The organism is Campylobacter sp. 2014D-0258 (assembly GCF_008000495.1).
In the GTDB taxonomy this organism is placed as follows: Bacteria; Campylobacterota; Campylobacteria; order Campylobacterales; family Campylobacteraceae; genus Campylobacter_D; species Campylobacter_D jejuni.
Genome location: NZ_VOAR01000021.1, coordinates 182,332 through 198,712, shown reverse-complemented (window position 1 = coordinate 198,712; position 16,381 = coordinate 182,332). Strand labels below are relative to the sequence as shown.

At 31.6% G+C, this 16,381-nt stretch carries 18 protein-coding genes and 1 other RNA gene; 18 read left to right on the top strand and 1 reads right to left on the bottom strand.

The annotated features are described in order from the left end of the window. Nucleotides 1–6: 6 nt before the first annotated feature. The 15 genes from SR62_RS04265 to SR62_RS04195 all read left to right on the top strand — a co-directional run bounded on the left by SR62_RS04265 (nt 7) and on the right by SR62_RS04195 (nt 13,585). On the top strand, nt 7–1,131 hold the full coding sequence (locus tag SR62_RS04265; RefSeq protein WP_002858560.1) for a 2-oxoglutarate synthase subunit alpha: 1,125 nt from the start codon (nt 7–9) through the stop codon (nt 1,129–1,131). Next, nucleotides 1,132–1,977 carry a 2-oxoglutarate ferredoxin oxidoreductase subunit beta gene (locus SR62_RS04260; protein WP_002877633.1) on the top strand — a complete coding sequence of 282 codons (846 nt, stop codon included), beginning with the start codon at nt 1,132–1,134 and terminating at the stop codon, nt 1,975–1,977. Next, nucleotides 1,974–2,531, top strand: coding sequence for a 2-oxoacid:acceptor oxidoreductase family protein (locus SR62_RS04255; protein WP_002856866.1), 558 nt, complete (start codon nt 1,974–1,976; stop codon nt 2,529–2,531). Before SR62_RS04260 ends, SR62_RS04255 begins: the two co-directional genes overlap by 4 nt. 138 nt (nt 2,532–2,669) lie before the next feature. Then, a complete protein-coding gene (locus SR62_RS04250) occupies nt 2,670–2,933 on the top strand; it encodes a DUF2018 family protein (RefSeq protein ID WP_002854834.1) in 264 nt (87 codons plus the stop codon). A 2-nt stretch (nt 2,934–2,935) separates the two neighbouring features. After that, nucleotides 2,936–3,472: an exporting protein gene (locus tag SR62_RS04245; protein WP_002877632.1), complete on the top strand. Its 537-nt coding sequence runs from the start codon at nt 2,936–2,938 to the stop codon at nt 3,470–3,472. A 13-nt stretch (nt 3,473–3,485) separates the two neighbouring features. Further along, the gene (locus SR62_RS04240) at nt 3,486–4,379 is read left to right on the top strand and encodes a hexaprenyl-diphosphate synthase (protein ID WP_002861263.1); all 894 of its coding nucleotides are present in this window, start codon (nt 3,486–3,488) and stop codon (nt 4,377–4,379) included. Next, nucleotides 4,379–5,677 carry a glutamyl-tRNA reductase gene (gene hemA / locus SR62_RS04235; protein WP_002877631.1) on the top strand — a complete coding sequence of 433 codons (1,299 nt, stop codon included), beginning with the start codon at nt 4,379–4,381 and terminating at the stop codon, nt 5,675–5,677. The genes SR62_RS04240 and hemA overlap by 1 nt, the downstream gene beginning before the upstream one ends. After that, nucleotides 5,661–7,370 carry a proline--tRNA ligase gene (locus SR62_RS04230; RefSeq protein ID WP_074484161.1) on the top strand — a complete coding sequence of 570 codons (1,710 nt, stop codon included), beginning with the start codon at nt 5,661–5,663 and terminating at the stop codon, nt 7,368–7,370. The genes hemA and SR62_RS04230 overlap by 17 nt, the downstream gene beginning before the upstream one ends. Beyond that, the gene (gene fxsA, locus SR62_RS04225; RefSeq protein ID WP_002877625.1) at nt 7,367–7,756 is read left to right on the top strand and encodes an FxsA family membrane protein; all 390 of its coding nucleotides are present in this window, start codon (nt 7,367–7,369) and stop codon (nt 7,754–7,756) included. The genes SR62_RS04230 and fxsA overlap by 4 nt, the downstream gene beginning before the upstream one ends. Beyond that, nucleotides 7,753–8,676 (top strand): hydroxymethylbilane synthase, encoded by a 924-nt coding sequence (hemC, locus tag SR62_RS04220; protein WP_002856753.1) that lies wholly within the window; start codon nt 7,753–7,755, stop codon nt 8,674–8,676. Before fxsA ends, hemC begins: the two co-directional genes overlap by 4 nt. Then, nucleotides 8,673–10,475 carry a menaquinone biosynthesis decarboxylase gene (locus SR62_RS04215; protein WP_002877623.1) on the top strand — a complete coding sequence of 601 codons (1,803 nt, stop codon included), beginning with the start codon at nt 8,673–8,675 and terminating at the stop codon, nt 10,473–10,475. The genes hemC and SR62_RS04215 overlap by 4 nt, the downstream gene beginning before the upstream one ends. A 156-nt stretch (nt 10,476–10,631) precedes the next feature. Further along, the gene (locus SR62_RS04210) at nt 10,632–10,997 is read left to right on the top strand and encodes a FlaG family protein (protein ID WP_002776146.1); all 366 of its coding nucleotides are present in this window, start codon (nt 10,632–10,634) and stop codon (nt 10,995–10,997) included. 2 nt (nt 10,998–10,999) lie between these two features. Continuing rightward, a complete protein-coding gene (gene fliD, locus SR62_RS04205; protein WP_002892358.1) occupies nt 11,000–12,931 on the top strand; it encodes a flagellar filament capping protein FliD in 1,932 nt (643 codons plus the stop codon). An 11-nt stretch (nt 12,932–12,942) separates the two neighbouring features. After that, nucleotides 12,943–13,329: a flagellar export chaperone FliS gene (gene fliS, locus SR62_RS04200; RefSeq protein WP_002877619.1), complete on the top strand. Its 387-nt coding sequence runs from the start codon at nt 12,943–12,945 to the stop codon at nt 13,327–13,329. Beyond that, entirely contained in the window at nt 13,310–13,585 is a 276-nt protein-coding gene (locus tag SR62_RS04195) for a hypothetical protein (RefSeq protein ID WP_002776186.1), read from the top strand. The genes fliS and SR62_RS04195 overlap by 20 nt, the downstream gene beginning before the upstream one ends. Here the strand turns inward: SR62_RS04195 and rnpB are convergent. After that, nucleotides 13,583–13,903: RNase P RNA component class A (rnpB, locus tag SR62_RS04190), an RNA gene on the bottom strand. The two genes, SR62_RS04195 and rnpB, sit on opposite strands and share 3 nt — an antisense overlap. A gap of 113 nt (nt 13,904–14,016) precedes the next feature. Here rnpB and efp point away from each other — a divergent pair. The 3 genes from efp to SR62_RS04175 all read left to right on the top strand — a co-directional run bounded on the left by efp (nt 14,017) and on the right by SR62_RS04175 (nt 16,379). After that, nucleotides 14,017–14,586, top strand: coding sequence for an elongation factor P (gene efp / locus SR62_RS04185; protein WP_002855210.1), 570 nt, complete (start codon nt 14,017–14,019; stop codon nt 14,584–14,586). Nucleotides 14,587–14,746: 160 nt separating this feature from the next. After that, on the top strand, nt 14,747–15,439 hold the full coding sequence (locus SR62_RS04180) for a DUF969 domain-containing protein (RefSeq protein WP_002877610.1): 693 nt from the start codon (nt 14,747–14,749) through the stop codon (nt 15,437–15,439). After that, nucleotides 15,426–16,379: a DUF979 domain-containing protein gene (locus tag SR62_RS04175; RefSeq protein ID WP_002877608.1), complete on the top strand. Its 954-nt coding sequence runs from the start codon at nt 15,426–15,428 to the stop codon at nt 16,377–16,379. The genes SR62_RS04180 and SR62_RS04175 overlap by 14 nt, the downstream gene beginning before the upstream one ends. Nucleotides 16,380–16,381 lie beyond the last annotated feature (2 nt).

Below are 16,381 nucleotides of genomic sequence, written 5' to 3'. Positions count from 1 at the left end.
AAAATAATGAGAGAAGTTATAGCAACAGGTAATGTTTTAATCGCCAAAGCTGCGATTGATTGTGGATGTAAATTTTTTGGAGGTTATCCTATTACTCCTAGTAGTGAGATAGCTCATGAATTAAGCCATATGCTTCCTGCAAATGATGGAACTTTTATACAAATGGAAGATGAAATTTCAGGTATTAGCGTGGCTATTGGTGCGGCAATGAGTGGGGTAAAATCCATGACTGCAAGTAGCGGTCCTGGAATTTCTTTAAAAGCAGAGCAAATAGGACTTGCATTTATTGCTGAAATTCCACTTGTGATTGTAAATGTTATGAGAGGTGGTCCTTCAACAGGTCTTCCAACTCGTGTAGCACAAGGAGATTTGTTTCAAGCTAAAGCACCAACTCATGGGGATTTTGCAAGTATTGCTATTGCTCCTGCAAGTCTTGAAGAAGCTTATACAGAAACCATTAGAGCGTTTAATTTAGCTGAAAAATATATGACTCCAGTATTTTTACTTATGGATGAAACTGTAGGGCACATGAATGGTAAAGCGGTTTTACCTGATTTAAAAGATATTAAAGTATATAACCGTAAAAAATTTGAAGGCGATAAAAAGGATTATAAACCTTATGCAGCAGGAGAAAATGAGCCTGCAACTTTAAATCCTTTCTTTACAGGTTATCGTTATCATGTTACAGGACTTCATCATGGAGATATAGGTTTTCCAACTGAAGATGGAGTTATAGTGAAAAAAAATATGGAAAGACTCATAGGTAAAATAAAAAACAATCAAGAAGATATTTGTACTTATGAAGAGTATATGCTTGATGATGCTGAATTTTTAATCATTGCTTATGGAAGCGTGAGTCGTTCAGCAAAAGAAGCTATACAAAGATTAAGAGAGCAAGGGATTAAAGTGGGACTTTTCCGTCCAATTACTCTTTATCCAGTGGCTGAGAAAAAAATTGCTGAGGTTGTAAGCAAATTTAAAAAAGTCATGGTAAGCGAGCTTAATATGGGACAATATCTTGAAGAGATTGAAAGAGTAACTTCGCGTCGCGATTTTATTAGTTTGCACCGTGCAAATGGTCGTCCTATCACTCCAAGTGAAATTATTGCTAAGGTAAAGGAGAATATATAAATGGCTTTTAATTATGATGAATATCTAAGAGTAGATAAAATGCCTACTCAATGGTGTTGGGGATGTGGCGATGGTGTTGTTTTGAAATGTATTATCCGCGCGATAGAAAAACTTGGTTGGAATATGGATGATGTTTGTCTTGTTTCGGGTATAGGTTGTAGTGGTAGAATGAGTTCTTATGTAAATTGCAATACAGTTCATACAACTCATGGTAGAGCAATAGCTTATGCAACAGGTATTAAATTAGCCAATCCTAGTAAACATGTTATTGTGGTAAGCGGAGATGGGGATACTTTGGCAATTGGTGGAAATCATACTATACATGGTTGTCGCAGAAATATTGATTTAACCCACATTGTGATCAATAACTTTATCTATGGACTTACGAATTCTCAAACAAGCCCAACCACCCCAAAAGGTTTTTATACAGTAACAGCTCAATTTGGAAATATTGACCCTAATTTTGATGCGTGTGAATTAACTAAAGCTGCAGGAGCTTCTTTTGTGGCAAGGGGTAATGTGATCGAAGCTAATAAGCTTGAAAATTTAATTTATAAGGCTTTAGCGCATAAGGGTTATAGTTTTGTAGATGTTTTTTCAAATTGTCATATCAATCTAGGTAGAAAAAACAAAATGGGCGAAGCTGTAGCTATGCTTGATTGGATTAAAAGTCGCGTTGTGGATAAAGCTAAATTTGAAAGCATGGATTTTGAAGAAAGAAAAGATAAATTTCCAACAGGAATTTTACATGAAGATAATTCTCAGCCAGAATACTGCCACGCTTATGAAGAAGTACGTCGTGCAGCCAAAGAAAAAAGAATGGTGGATTTAGGAGCTTTAAAATGAAATATCAATTAAGATTTGGCGGTGAAGGCGGACAAGGTGTTATCACCGCAGGAGAAATTTTAGCAGAAGCAGCCATTAAAGAAGGTCGTCAAGCTTTTAAGGCTTCTACTTACACTTCACAAGTGCGTGGTGGCCCTACTAAGGTGGATATTATCATCGATGATAAAGAAATTTTATTTCCTTATGCTGTAGAAGGGGAAGTAGATTTTATGCTTTCGACTGCAGATAAGGGTTATAAAGGTTTTCGTGGGGGTGTAAAAGAAGGAGGCATCATAGTTGTAGAGCCAAATTTAGTACATCCTGAAAGTGAAGATTATAAAAAATGGCAAATTTTTGAAATTCCTATTATTACCATAGCTAAAGATGAGGTAGGAAATGTGGCTACTCAATCAGTTGTAGCACTTGCAATTGCTGCTTATATGAGTAAATGTATAGATTTAGATGTTTTAAAAGACACTATGCTTCATATGGTTCCTGCAAAAACTCGTGATGCAAATGCTAAAGCTTTTGATCTGGGTGTAAAATACGCCACTCAAGCAAAACCACATTCATAATAAATTCCGCACCATGCGGAATTTAACTTCTAAAATTTTACACATTGCAAATAAAATTTAAATTTTAATTATTTTAATTTAGCTACTTTTAACGATTAAAATTTTATAATCAAAAACTTATATTTTCAAGGGAAATTAATGGATTTTTTTGATGAAATGTTTAATAAAACTCCAAAAGAAAAATTTATAGAAATTATACAAAATGGAAATTTAGGAGCCTTAGAAAAAGTTTTTGAGGAATTTTTTGCTGATCATATTGCTATGGTGGAACTTTTGGAAAAACAAGGTCTAACAGAAATGGATGTAAAAAATTTCATATTAGAAAATGGTGATTTCATAGAAGAAAGGCAAAATGATATTTATATAGAATTAGGTGCAAAAATTTTAGGACACGAAGGCTAAAATTGTTTAAAATAAGCCCCTATTTAATTTGTATTTTTTTTATTTTTAGTAATGTTTTAGCATCTGAACCAACTTTTGATTATACTTATAAATTTACACTTAAAAAAGATGAGAGAGCTAGTGTGCAGATTAAAGAAATAGGCTATGAAGATAAGGTGCAAAATTTTGATTTTTATTGGACTTTGTTTGATAATACTAATATTATCGTACATTCGAAATTTCGCAAATATCCGCGTCAATTTGTGATGAGTTTAAGAAGAAATTTAGATTGGGTAACTCAAACTTTAATACCTGATTATACTAATCCACACATTGATAGAGCAAGACTTATTTTAGAATTTAGTGGTTATAATAAAGGTTTGGCAACTTTTACGGTTTATATAGAAGATAAGGAATCTCGCTTAATGGTAGAATTTTTAGATCCGAGAAAAAAAGCTTTACAAAATCCACCGCAAAATAATCAGGTTGTTCCTATGATTAATTTTAACGAACCTCAGGTAAAACCATTAACAAGCAAAGAAAATAATAATAGCAATTAACAAGGAAAAGATAGTGCAAAAAATAGATGAATTAATAAAACAGTTTTTACAAGAGCTTGGCTATGAACCTATTTTAAATATGCTTTCAAATGTAAAATCAGGAAAGAAATTACGCTCTAAATTATTATTAGCTATCGCAGATGAGAGTGAGATTGCTTTTAAAATTTGTGCAGCTATAGAATTGATACATCTTGCTAGTTTATTACATGATGATATTATCGATGAGAGTGAATTAAGGCGTGGGGCAAGATCTGTTAATGCTGAATTTGGTACAAAAAATGCTCTTATGTTGGGCGATATTTTGTATTCAAAAGCCTTTTATGAATTAAGCAAAATGGATGCTAGATTTGCAAGTATTATTTCAGATGCTGTTGTAAAGCTTGCTATAGGCGAACTTATGGATGTTGATTTGGGAGAGAAATTTAATATCAATAAAGAAGCTTATTTGAAAATGATCTATAATAAAACAGCTGTTTTGATCGAAGCAAGTGCGAGATGCGGAGCTATTTTGGCTGGATTATATGAAAAAGATTTTGCAGAATATGGAAAAAATTTAGGACTCGCTTTTCAGATGATTGATGATATTTTAGATATTAAGAGTGATGAAAAAATTCTTGGAAAACCTGCTATGAATGATTTTAAAGAGGGTAAGACTACCTTACCTTATATTTATCTTTATGAAAATTTACAAGAACAAGATAGGATATATTTGCAGACTTTATTTAAAAAAGATTTAAATGAAAATGAAAAAGAGTGGTTAAAAACTAAATTTGAAGAACAAAAAGCTTTAGAAAAAGCTATTTTAGAAGCTAAAACTTATGCAAAAAAGGCTAGTAAAGCGATTGAAAAATATGATAATAACAAGCTTAATGATATTATTAAAGCTATGATAGATAGGGAATTTTAATGTATTATTGTATATCTTTTACTCATAAAAATACAGATATTGCCTTAAGGGAAAAGTTAAGCTTTTCCAATGAAGCTAAAAAAAGTGAGTTTTTAAAAATCATTAGTACTCATGAAAATATTGAAGAATGTTTGGTTATAAGTACTTGCAATCGTGTTGAAATTGTTGCTTTTGTAAAAATGGCCTGTGCGGAGTTTATTGTTAAATCTTTGGCTTTGCTTTGTGATGTGGATAAAGATATTTTACTTAAAAAAGCTGATATTTTTGAAGATAGTGGAGCAATCCATCATCTTTTTTCCGTAGCAAGTTCTTTGGATAGTTTGGTGGTTGGAGAAACTCAGATAGCAGGGCAATTAAAAGATGCCTTTGCTTTTGCTGTAAAAAATAATTTTTGCGGAGTACACCTTTCAAGAGCGGTACATAGTGCTTTTAAATGTGCTGCTAAGGTACGCAATGAAACTCAAATTTCTAAAAATCCTATTTCTGTAGCTAGCGTTGCCGTGGCAAAAGCAAAAGAACTTGCAGATTTAACGCAAAAAAAAGCTGTTGTTATTGGAGCTGGAGAGATGGGAGAGCTCGCGGCAAAACATTTAATTGCTGCGGGTGCTAAAGTGATTATTTTAAATCGTGATTTACAAAAAGCCAAAGATTTGTGCGAGAGACTTGGTGTTTTAAGCGAATATGATAGTTTAGAAAATTTAAAAAAATATTTAAATCAATACGAGTTTTTTTTCTCAGCTACCAATGCACCAAATGCTATTATTACAAATTCTTTAATAGAAGAACTTCCTTATAAAAGGTATTTTTTTGATATTGCAGTTCCAAGGGATATTGATATCAATGAAAATGAAAATATATCTGTTTTTGCCGTAGATGATCTTGAGATTGTGGTTCAAAAAAATTTAGCGCTAAGAGAACAAGAAGCTCGTATGGCTTATGGGATAATAGGTCGTGAAACAAGTGAATTTTTTAGATATTTAAACGATTTGGCTTTGATGCCTATTATCAAAGCCATACGCTTGCAAGCTAAAGAATATGCAGATAAACAACTTGAAATTGCGTTAAAAAAAGGATATTTGAAAAAATCTGATAAAGAAGAAGCTAGAAAGTTGATTCATCAAGTTTTTAAGGCTTTTTTACACACACCTACTGTGAATTTGAAACATTTACAAGGTAAAATACAAAGCGATACAGTGATTAATGCTATGCGTTATGTTTTTGATTTGCAAAATAATCTTGAAGGTTTAAATCAATATAAATGTGAATTTGATATGGAGAATAATGATGAGATTTACTAAATTTTATGCACCAAGTTTAAAAGAAGCACCAAAAGATGCGAGTTTGCCTAGTCATATTTTTTTAACGCGTGCGGGTTTTGTAGAACAAATTGGCAGTGGACTTTATAATTTCTTGCCTTTAGGAAAAAGAGTTTTAGACAAGATTAAAAATATAGTTAAAGAAGAAATGGATAAAGCTGGAGCACAAGAAGTAAATCTTAGTTTTATCACTCCTGCAAGTTTGTGGCAAGAAAGTGGGCGTTATAATGTTTTTGGAAAAGAGCTTTTGCGTTTTAAAGACAGAAAAGAAAATGAATTTGTTTTAGGCCCAACACATGAAGAAGCTATGCTTTCTTTGGTAAAAAATAAAATCACAAGCTATAAACAACTTCCTTTACATTTATATCAAATCGGACTTAAATTTCGTGATGAAGCAAGGCCTAGATTTGGGCTTTTAAGATGTCGTGAATTTTTAATGAAAGATGGATATAGTTTTCATGCTAATGAAGAAGATTTAGGGCGTGAGTTTGAGCTTATGTATAAAACTTATTCTCAAGTTTTACAAAGAATGGGGCTTGATTTTAGAGCAGTTGAAGCTGATAGTGGGGCTATTGGTGGAAGTGGTTCTAAGGAATTTATGGTTTTAGCAAAAAATGGGGAAGATGATATTTTAATTTGTGAAAATTGTGATTATGCGGCTAATGTTGAAGCTGCAAAAAGAGTTAAAAAAACTTGTCAAGATGAGCGTCCTGAAGCAAATTATGCGAGTAAATTTCACACTCCAAATATTAAAACCATAGATTCTTTGGCACAATTTTTTAAAATCAATGCTTTTTATACGATTAAAGCAGTGGTAAAAAAAGCTATTTATGAAAATGAAAGTAAATTAGTTGTGTTTTTTATAAGAGGAAGTGATGATTTACAAGAAATCAAGGCGCAAAATGCTTGCAATGCTCTTGAATTAGTTGATGCAAGCGAAGAAGAATTAGAAAAAGCTGGTTTGGTAGCTGGTTTTATAGGTTTTGTGGGATTAAAAGATATAGATTTTTATATAGATTTTGAGCTTGAAAACGAAAAGCAAATGATTATGGGTGCGAATGAAAAAGATTATCATTTAATCGGTATTGATGTTGTAAATTTAAACAAAGATCGTTTTAAAGATTTGATTGAAGTTAAAGAAGGGGATTGCTGTGCTAAATGTGGAGCAAAGTTAAAACAAAGCAAAGGTATAGAAGTAGGGCATATTTTTAAACTCGGACAAAAATATTCTAAAGCGATGAATGCAAATTTCTTAGATGAAAATGGCAAAAGTCAGCCTTTTTACATGGGATGTTATGGCATAGGTGTTTCACGCTTATTGGCTGTAGCTATTGAAGCAAGTCATGATGAAAAAGGATGTATTTGGAATAAAACTTTAGCTCCTTTTGTGCTTGAAATTATTGTTTCAAATCTCAAAGATGAAAAGGCTTTAGAATTTGCCAATAAGCTTTATGAGGATTTAACTAATCTTGGATTAGAGGTATTGCTTGATGATAGAAATGAGCGTTTTGGGGTTAAAATGAATGATTTTGAACTTATGGGTTTTCCTTATGCGTTAGTTATTGGTAAAGGATTAGAAAATAATGAAATAGAGCTTATCCAAAGAGAAGGTTTAGTAAAGGAGCTTATAAAAACTGATGAACTTATGGAAATTCTTAAAAAGAAAGTGTTATGAATTATAAATTAAGTTTAAGTCCTTTATTTGTACTTGAAATTATTGCAAGTGTACTTTTTATAGTTTTTTTTGGTTTTGGTAATTTTTTGTTTTTCATACTTTTGAGTATGATTTTTGGTGCGGTTTTATTGGGAATTTTTTGGAAAAATATGCTTGAATTTCAAATGGGTGGCTTAAAGGATATGTTAACACAATTTTCTTTTGTTATCGCAGGATTTTTGCTTGTTTTTCCAGGGATTATTACAAGTGTTTTTGGAATTTTTGTATTTCTTTTTGGTATTGCTTTGAAATTAATAACTAAATCAAAATATCAATACACCAAGCAAGAGTATCAAAATTCTAATGAAGAAATCATTGATGTTGAAATTATAGAGGATAGAAAATGAAGCTTATTATCGCAACAAGAAAAAGTCAATTAGCTCTTTGGCAAAGTGAACATGTAGCCCAAATTTTAAAAAATACACATCAAATTGAAGTGCTTTTAGAAGGTTTTAAAACAAAAGGCGATGTTTTGCTGGATTCTCCTTTGGCAAAAATTGGTGGTAAAGGACTTTTTACAAAAGAACTTGAAGAAAGTATGTTAAGAAAAGAAGCACACTTAGCGGTGCATAGTTTAAAAGATGTGCCTAGTTTTTTTCCTCAAGGTTTAGTTTTGGCAGCGGTAAGCAAAAGAGAGCAAAGCAATGATGCTATGCTAAGTCAAAATTATAAAGATTTTCTTTCTTTGCCAAAAGGTGCAAAAATAGGCACTACTAGTCTTAGACGTAAAATGCAGCTTTTATTGTTAAGACCTGATTTAGAGATTATTTCTTTGCGTGGTAATGTTAATTCTCGTATAGAGAAATTAAAAAATAATGATTTTGATGCGATTATTTTAGCTATGGCGGGAATTAAACGCTTAAATTTAGATAAGCAAGTGAATTTTGTTTATGAATTTAGTAAAGATGAGCTTATTCCTGCGGCTTCTCAAGGAGCTTTAGGTATAGAAAGCATAAATGATGAAAAAATTTTAGAACTTTTAAAATGTTTAAATGATGAAAATGCTTTGATTGAAACAAGCATTGAAAGAGAATTTATTGCTACTTTAGAAGGGGGTTGTCAAGTTCCTATAGGTATTAACGCAGAGCTTTTAGGAGATGAAATTTGTGTGCGTGCAGTGCTTGGACTACCCGATGGAAGTGAAATTTTAAAAGATAAAAGAATGATTAAAAAGAATGATTTTAAAGGTTTTGGAGAGAGTTTAGCTAAAGAATTTATCGCCAAAGGTGCTAAAGAACTTTTAAAAAAAGCTGAGAGTATGATATGAAAGAATTTATTCAAATTTTAAAAGAAAATGATCTTTTAAGGGTAATTGAAGAGCCTGTAGATGTAGATCTTGAAATCGCTCATTTAGCTTATATAGAAGCTAAAAAAGGAGAGAAAGGTAAGGCTTTATTGTTTAAAAATCCTATAGATAAAAAATTAAATAAACAATATAAATTTCCTGTTTTGATGAATACTTTTTGCAATGAAAAGGCTTTAAATTTAGCTTTTGGGCGTGATTATGAAGAGGTGGCTGAAGAAATTTCAAAACTCACCAAGCTTCATATTCCTACAAGTTTTAAAGCAAAAATGGATTTTTTTATGAATTTGTTAAGTTTTAAAAATGTTCCTCCTAAAAGACTAAAAAAAAATAAAGCCTTGTATGATTATGAAATTTTAAACTCACTTGAAGAACTTCCAGTGCTTAAAACTTGGGAAGATGATGCGGGTAAATTTATTACTATGGGGCAAGTTTATACACAAAATTTAGATAAAACTCAAAATAATCTTGGAATGTATCGTTTGCAAATGAGTGATAAAAATGAACTTTTAATGCATTGGCAAATTCATAAAGATGGGGCAAATTTTTATCACGAATACAAAAATGCTGGTTTTAAAAAAATGCCTGTAAGTATAGCCATAGGTGGAGATCCACTTTATATTTGGTGTTCTCAAGCACCTTTACCTAAGGGAATTTTTGAACTTTTGCTTTATGGTTTTATTAAAAAAACTCCTGCAAAACTTACTCCTTGTGAGAATGAAATTTTTGTGCCTTATGATAGCGATATAGTTATTGAAGGTTATGTGGATTTAGAAGAATTTAAAATCGAAGGTCCTTTTGGAGATCATACAGGTTTTTATACTCCTGCTGAACTTTTTCCTGTGATGAAAGTAGAAAAAATTTATGCTAAAAAAGATGCGATCTATCAAGCAACGGTTGTAGGCAAACCTCCTTTAGAAGATAAGATCATGGGACTTGGTACTGAAAGAATTTTTTTACCTTTGCTTCAAACTTCAGTACCTGATTTAATTGATTATAATATGCCTGAAAATGGGGTCTTTCATAATCTTATCTTAGCAAAAATCGATGCAAAATATCCCGCTCATGCGCAACAAATTATGCATGCATTTTGGGGAGTAGGGCAAATGAGTTTTGTTAAGCATGCAATTTTTGTGGATAAAAATGCACCTTCTTTGAAAGATTATGATGCTTTAATTCCTTATATGTTAGATCGTTTTAATACAAAGAAAATTTTAATTTCAGAAGGAATTTGTGATCAATTAGATCATGCTTCACCTAATTCTTGTTTTGGGGGTAAAGCAGGACTTGATGCTTGCGAAGAAATACAAGTTGAAGAGCTTGAAATTTTAGAAGATGAAAAATTACTAGAACTTTTTAAAACTAAGGTAGAACTTTTAAATTTAAAGCAATTTTATAAAGAAAGTAAAAGTCCTATAGTTTGTATTTTGCTTGATAAAAAAGAAAAAATCGAACAAAGTTTTGACAAACTTTTAGAATTTAAAAAACATTTTAGGATTTTAGTGTTTTTAGATGTTGAAAATAAGCTTGAAAATTCTTATATGCTTGTTTGGCGTGTGGTAAATAATATAGATGCTAAAAGAGATATTTTTATCAAAGAAGAAAGACTTGGAGTAGATGCAAGTGCTAAAGGTGAAGCTGAGGGTTATTTAAGAGCTTGGCCTAAGCAAACAGATTGCACTAAAAGCGTGATAGAAGATTTGATCTTGCGTAATATTTTAGAAAATAATCCAGATCTTTTTAATAAATTTGAAATTTTTTAAGATAATTGAGATTTATTTTAAAATTTTGGCACAGTTTTTGCTTATTATTTTTTTATTATTGAAAAATAAAATTTTCTTTATAGGTGTTCATAAATTTATAAATTTGTCGATATAAGCTTTTAACTAGCAATAGGAAATTTTAAAAAGGATTTTAAAATGGAAATATCGAAGGCAAATGGGCAAATGGATACAGCTTTGGCAAACATTAGCCAAAGAACAAGTGAGACACAGGCTAGTTTAAACATTCAAACCGATAGAAGTCAAGGCCAAGAAGGCGATGATGGACAGCAACGAGGTGTGAGTGAAAAGTTGGCTGATATTACAAAAAAGTTAAATGAGCAAATGGATTCTCTAGATACCAATGTTCGTTTTGGTTATAGTGATAAAATCGGTTCTATGTATATTAGCGTGACTGAAAAAAGCACTGGAAGGGAAATCCGTCAAATTCCTAGTGAAGAAGCTATGAGATTAGCTGAGTATTTTAGGGATGTGATAGGAATGATATTTGATAAGGAGAGTTAAAAATGGCATTTGGTAGTCTATCTAGTTTAGGATTTGGTTCTGGGGTTTTAACTCAAGATACTATAGATAAATTAAAAGAAGCAGAGCAAAAAGCTCGTATTGATCCTTATACTAAAAAAATTGAAGAAAATACAACCAAACAAAAAGATTTAACAGAAATCAAAACTAAATTACTAAGTTTTCAGACGGCTGTTTCATCATTAGCCGATGCTACGGTTTTTGCGAAAAGAAAAGTTGTAGGAAGTATTAGCGATAATCCTCCAGCAAGTCTTACAGTTAATTCGGGTGTTGCTTTACAAAGCATGAATATCAATGTTACTCAACTTGCACAAAAAGATGTGTATCAAAGCAAAGGATTAGCAAATGATGGTGGTTTTATTAATGCAAATTTAACTGGAACCACCGATCTTACTTTTTTTTCAAATGGCAAAGAATATACTGTTACGGTAGATAAAAACACAACCTATAGAGATTTAGCTGATAAAATTAATGAAGCTAGTGGAGGAGAGATTGTCGCTAAGATTGTAAACACAGGAGAGAAAGGCACTCCTTACCGCTTAACTTTAACCAGTAAAGAAACAGGCGAAGACAGTGCGATAAGTTTCTATGCGGGAAAAAAAGATTCGAATGGTGCGTATAAAAACGATCCAAATGCAGAAACAATATTCAAAAATCTTGGATGGGAATTAGATACAACGACTCAGACTATTGATCCAGCTAAGGATAAAAAAGGTTATGGTATTAAGGATGCTTCTTTGCATATCCAAACTGCGCAAAATGCAGAATTTACACTTGATGGTATTAAGATGTTTAGATCAAGTAATACTGTTACCGATCTTGGTGTAGGAATGACTTTAACTTTAAATAAAACAGGTGAAATTAATTTTGATGTACAGCAAGATTTTGAAGGTGTGACAAAAGCTATGCAAGATTTGGTGGATGCTTATAATGATTTAGTAACCAATCTTAATGCTGCAACTGACTATAATAGCGAAACTGGAACAAAAGGAACTTTACAAGGCATCAGTGAAGTAAATTCAATACGCTCAAGCATTCTTGCTGATTTGTTTGATTCTCAAGTTGTTGATGGAACTACTGAAGATGCAAATGGTAATAAAGTGAACACTAAGGTTATGCTTTCTATGCAGGATTTTGGCTTAAGTTTAAATGATGCAGGCACTTTGAGTTTTGATTCTTCTAAATTTGAACAAAAAGTTAAAGAAGATCCAGACTCTACTGAAAGTTTTTTTTCAAATATTACTAAATACGAAGACATTAATCACACAGGAGAAGTAATTAAGCAGGGAAGTTTGAATCAATATCTTGATTCTAGTGGCACTGGCAATAAAGGTTTAGATTTTAAACCAGGAGATTTTACTATAGTTTTTAATAATCAAACATATGATTTATCTAAAAATTCTGATGGTACTAATTTTAAATTAACAGGAAAAACAGAGGAAGAATTGCTTCAAAATTTAGCTAATCATATAAACAGCAAAGGTATTGAAGGTTTAAAAGTTAAGGTTGAATCCTATGATCAAAACGGTGTTAAAGGGTTTAAGTTGAATTTTAGTGGAGATGGTAGTTCGGATTTTTCCATCAAAGGAAATGCTACCATTCTTCAGGAATTAGGTTTGTCTGATGTAAATATAACCTCTAAACCTATAGAAGGTAAAGGTATTTTTTCAAAATTAAAAGCCACGTTGCAAGAGATGACTGGAAAAGATGGTTCAATTACAAAATATGATGAGAGTTTGACAAATGATATTAAATCATTAAATACCTCTAAAGACTCAACTCAGGCTATGATTGATACAAGATATGATACAATGGCGAATCAATGGTTGCAATATGAGAGTATTTTAAATAAACTCAATCAACAGCTAAATACTGTAACTAATATGATTAATGCGGCAAACAATTCTAATAATTAAGGATAAAAAAGATGCAAAATAATTTAGCTTATAATGCTTATTCTCAAAATCAAGCGGGGATAGAGTCTCCGCAAAAACTTATTGAAATGCTTTATGAGGGAATTTTGCGTTTTTGTGCAAGAGCTAAAGTAGCCATAAGAAATGAAGATATAGAACAAAGAGTGTATTTTGTAAAAAAAACCACGGCTATTTTTATAGAGCTTATTAATACTTTAAACTATGAAAAAGGCGGAGAAGTGGCACATTATTTAAGCGGGCTTTATACAAGAGAAATTCAACTTTTATCTTTGGCAAATTTAGAAAATAACGAAGATAGAATCAATGAAGTTATAAATGTAACCAAAGGTTTGCTAGAAGCTTGGAGAGAAGTGCATAACAATGAAACAGTGGCTCAGTGATTTTAAACTTGCATTAATCCAAGAAGATGTCAATAAACTTGAAAATTTACTTGATGAACTTGATATGAAAGCTTTTATTAAAAATTTAGCCAAAGAATCGCCTTCAGAAGATTTTTTAAAAGAAAATGCAAATGATGTATTTTATCAAGTTCAAGCTCTTTTGCAAGAAGCTGTTATACTGATTGAACAAAAGAAAAAAACAAAAGCTGTTGAAATTCAAAAATTTCAAAAAGCGTTGACATATTTTAAATCTTAAAAAAGCATAGCGATAAGCCGAGTTCTGTCTTGAATGCTCATTTATCTAGTTTTGTTTTTGCAAACAAAATCAAGCGAAGGGTTAAAACAAAGACGCTAACCATCCCTTCTTGCTGCACATTGGGTTTACATAGCCGAAATTGTTACCAAAATCGCTGGTGGGCTTTTACCCCGCCGTTTCACCTTTTCCACTTGCGTGGTAGTTTTCTTTCTGTTGCACTATCCCTTAGGTTACCCTAGCCATCTGTTAGATGGAATGTTTGTCTTTAGCAGCTCGGACTTTCCTCTCCTAAAAAGAAGCGAGCATTTACTATGCTTTAAATTTGGATTTTAACGTAATTTTACTTATTTTTTCATCAAATAAAATAATTTTATTGTGATATCAATCAAAATTTGATAAAATTGTTTTTTATTTTTTAACAAAGGAAATTTATGGCATCTTATTCAATGGGTGATTTAAAAAAGGGACTTAAAATAGAAATCGATGGAATTCCTTTTAAAATAGTTGAGTATCAGCATGTAAAACCAGGCAAAGGTCCTGCTTTTGTGCGTATTAAAATCAAATCTTTTATTGATGGTAAAGTACTTGAAAAAACTTTCCATGCAGGTGATAAATGTGAAGCTCCAAATTTAGAAGATAAAACTATGCAGTATCTTTATGATGATGGTGAAAATTGCCAATTTATGGATACGCAAACATATGAACAAGTAGCTATCAGTGATGATGATGTAGGTGAGGCGAAAAAATGGATGCTTGATGGTATGATGGTAGATGTGCTTTTCCATAATGGTAAAGCTATCGGCGTAGAAGTTCCACAAGTTGTTGAACTCAAAATCATCGAAACAGCTCCAAATTTTAAGGGTGATACTCAAGGATCAAATAAAAAACCGGCTACATTGGAAACAGGCGCAGTAGTGCAAATTCCTTTTCATGTGTTAGAAGGTGAAGTTATACGCGTTGATACTGTGCGTGGTGAGTATATAGAAAGAGCGAACAAATAATACAAAAAAAAGCTTTTGGACTATTCCAAGGCTTTTTTAAATTTATATAAAATTTATTTTGTTACTTAATTTCTCATTCCATTCTTAAAAATATTTTTTTAAACTTTTCTTTAATTTAAAATTTCTATAATATTTCTAATTCATATTGTGGAGATGGTTGATGGAATGGTTACTTCTTGCTTCTATACCTTTGATTGTTTTAGGTTTTGCTTTAAAGATTAACCCCTTTTTAGTGGTAACTTCAGTTGGAATTTATACTGGACTTGTTTCAGGTTTTGATTTTGTTAAGGTTGTTAGTGATATAGGAAAATCTTTTGTAGATAATCGCTATGTTGCTATAATTTGGCTTATTTTACCTTTACTTGCTGTTTTGGAACGCAAAGGCTTAAGAGAGCAGGCTAAAAATTTAATATCCAAAATAAAAGTTGCCAGTACAGGACGAATTTTAATGTGTTATTTTGTTTTTAGACAAGTTACTGCAGCTTTAGGGCTTTTATCTTTAGGCGGACATGCGCAGATGATAAGACCTTTAATAGCCCCTATGGCAGAAGCTGCAGCTAAGCTTAAATTTAAAAACTTAACACATAAAGATAGTCAAAAAATCAAAGCTTTTTCTGCGGGAACGGATAATGTTGCTGTATTTTTTGGAGAGGATATTTTTATAGCCGTGCATTCTATTTTATTTATTAAAGCTTTTTATGAGAGCAATGGTATTATTGTTGAGCCATTGCATTTATCAGTTTGGGCTATACCAACTGGAATTTTGGCTTTAATTATCCATTGCTCTAGACTTTATTTATTTGATAAAAGATTGGAAAAAACTTATAAAGGGTTGAGTGATGATAAGTCTTGATTTACTTTATTATATTGTAGGAATTTTATTTTTAGTTTTTGGAATTTTAAGTTTTTCTAATCAAGCTAAAGATATAAAATCAAGAATAAGCGGCGGGGTATTTTGGATAAGTTATAGTTTTACTTTTTTACTAGCAGGAGTTTTGCCTCATTTTGTGATGGGTTGTATAGTGATTTTACTAGCACTTATAGCAGGGTTTAATTTATTAAAACCAGCAAAGATCGAAGTTAGCAAAGAAGAAAAAGAATACGAGATAAAACATGCAAATATTTATAAAAATAAACTTTTTATTCCTGCTTTAATGGTTCCTTTGATTACACTTATTGGGACTTTTTTATTTCCCCATTTGAGTTTTTTTGAAAATAAAAATGCTACATTGATGGCTTTGATTATAGGTATAATTATTTCTTCAGTGGTTGCTTGTTTTATGTTTAAGGCTTCTCCTAAAAGAGCCGTTAAAGATGCAGCACATACTATGGATCACATTAGTTGGGCGGCGCTTTTACCGCAAATTTTGGCTACACTTGGAGTAGTTTTTGTTTCTACGGGAATGGGCGATCAAGTATCTAAACTTTTATCTAGTTATATTAGTTTAGATAATGCTTTTATTGCAGTAGCTGTGTATTGTATTGCTATGGCGCTTTTTACTATAGTAATGGGCAATGCTTTTGCAGCCTTTCCTGTGATTACTGCTGCTATTGCTTTGCCGATTTTAATCATACAAATGCATGCAAATCCTGCTATTATAGGTGCGATTGGAATGCTTAGTGGATTTTGCGGAACTTTAATGACGCCTATGGCTGCAAATTTTAATATAGTTCCTGCGGCACTTTTAAATTTAGATGATAAAAATGGCGTAATTAAAGCCCAGTTTATGTCAGGACTTGTTTTGCTTGTAGCTAATATCTTTTTAATGTATTTTTTAGCTTTTAGATTTTAAGG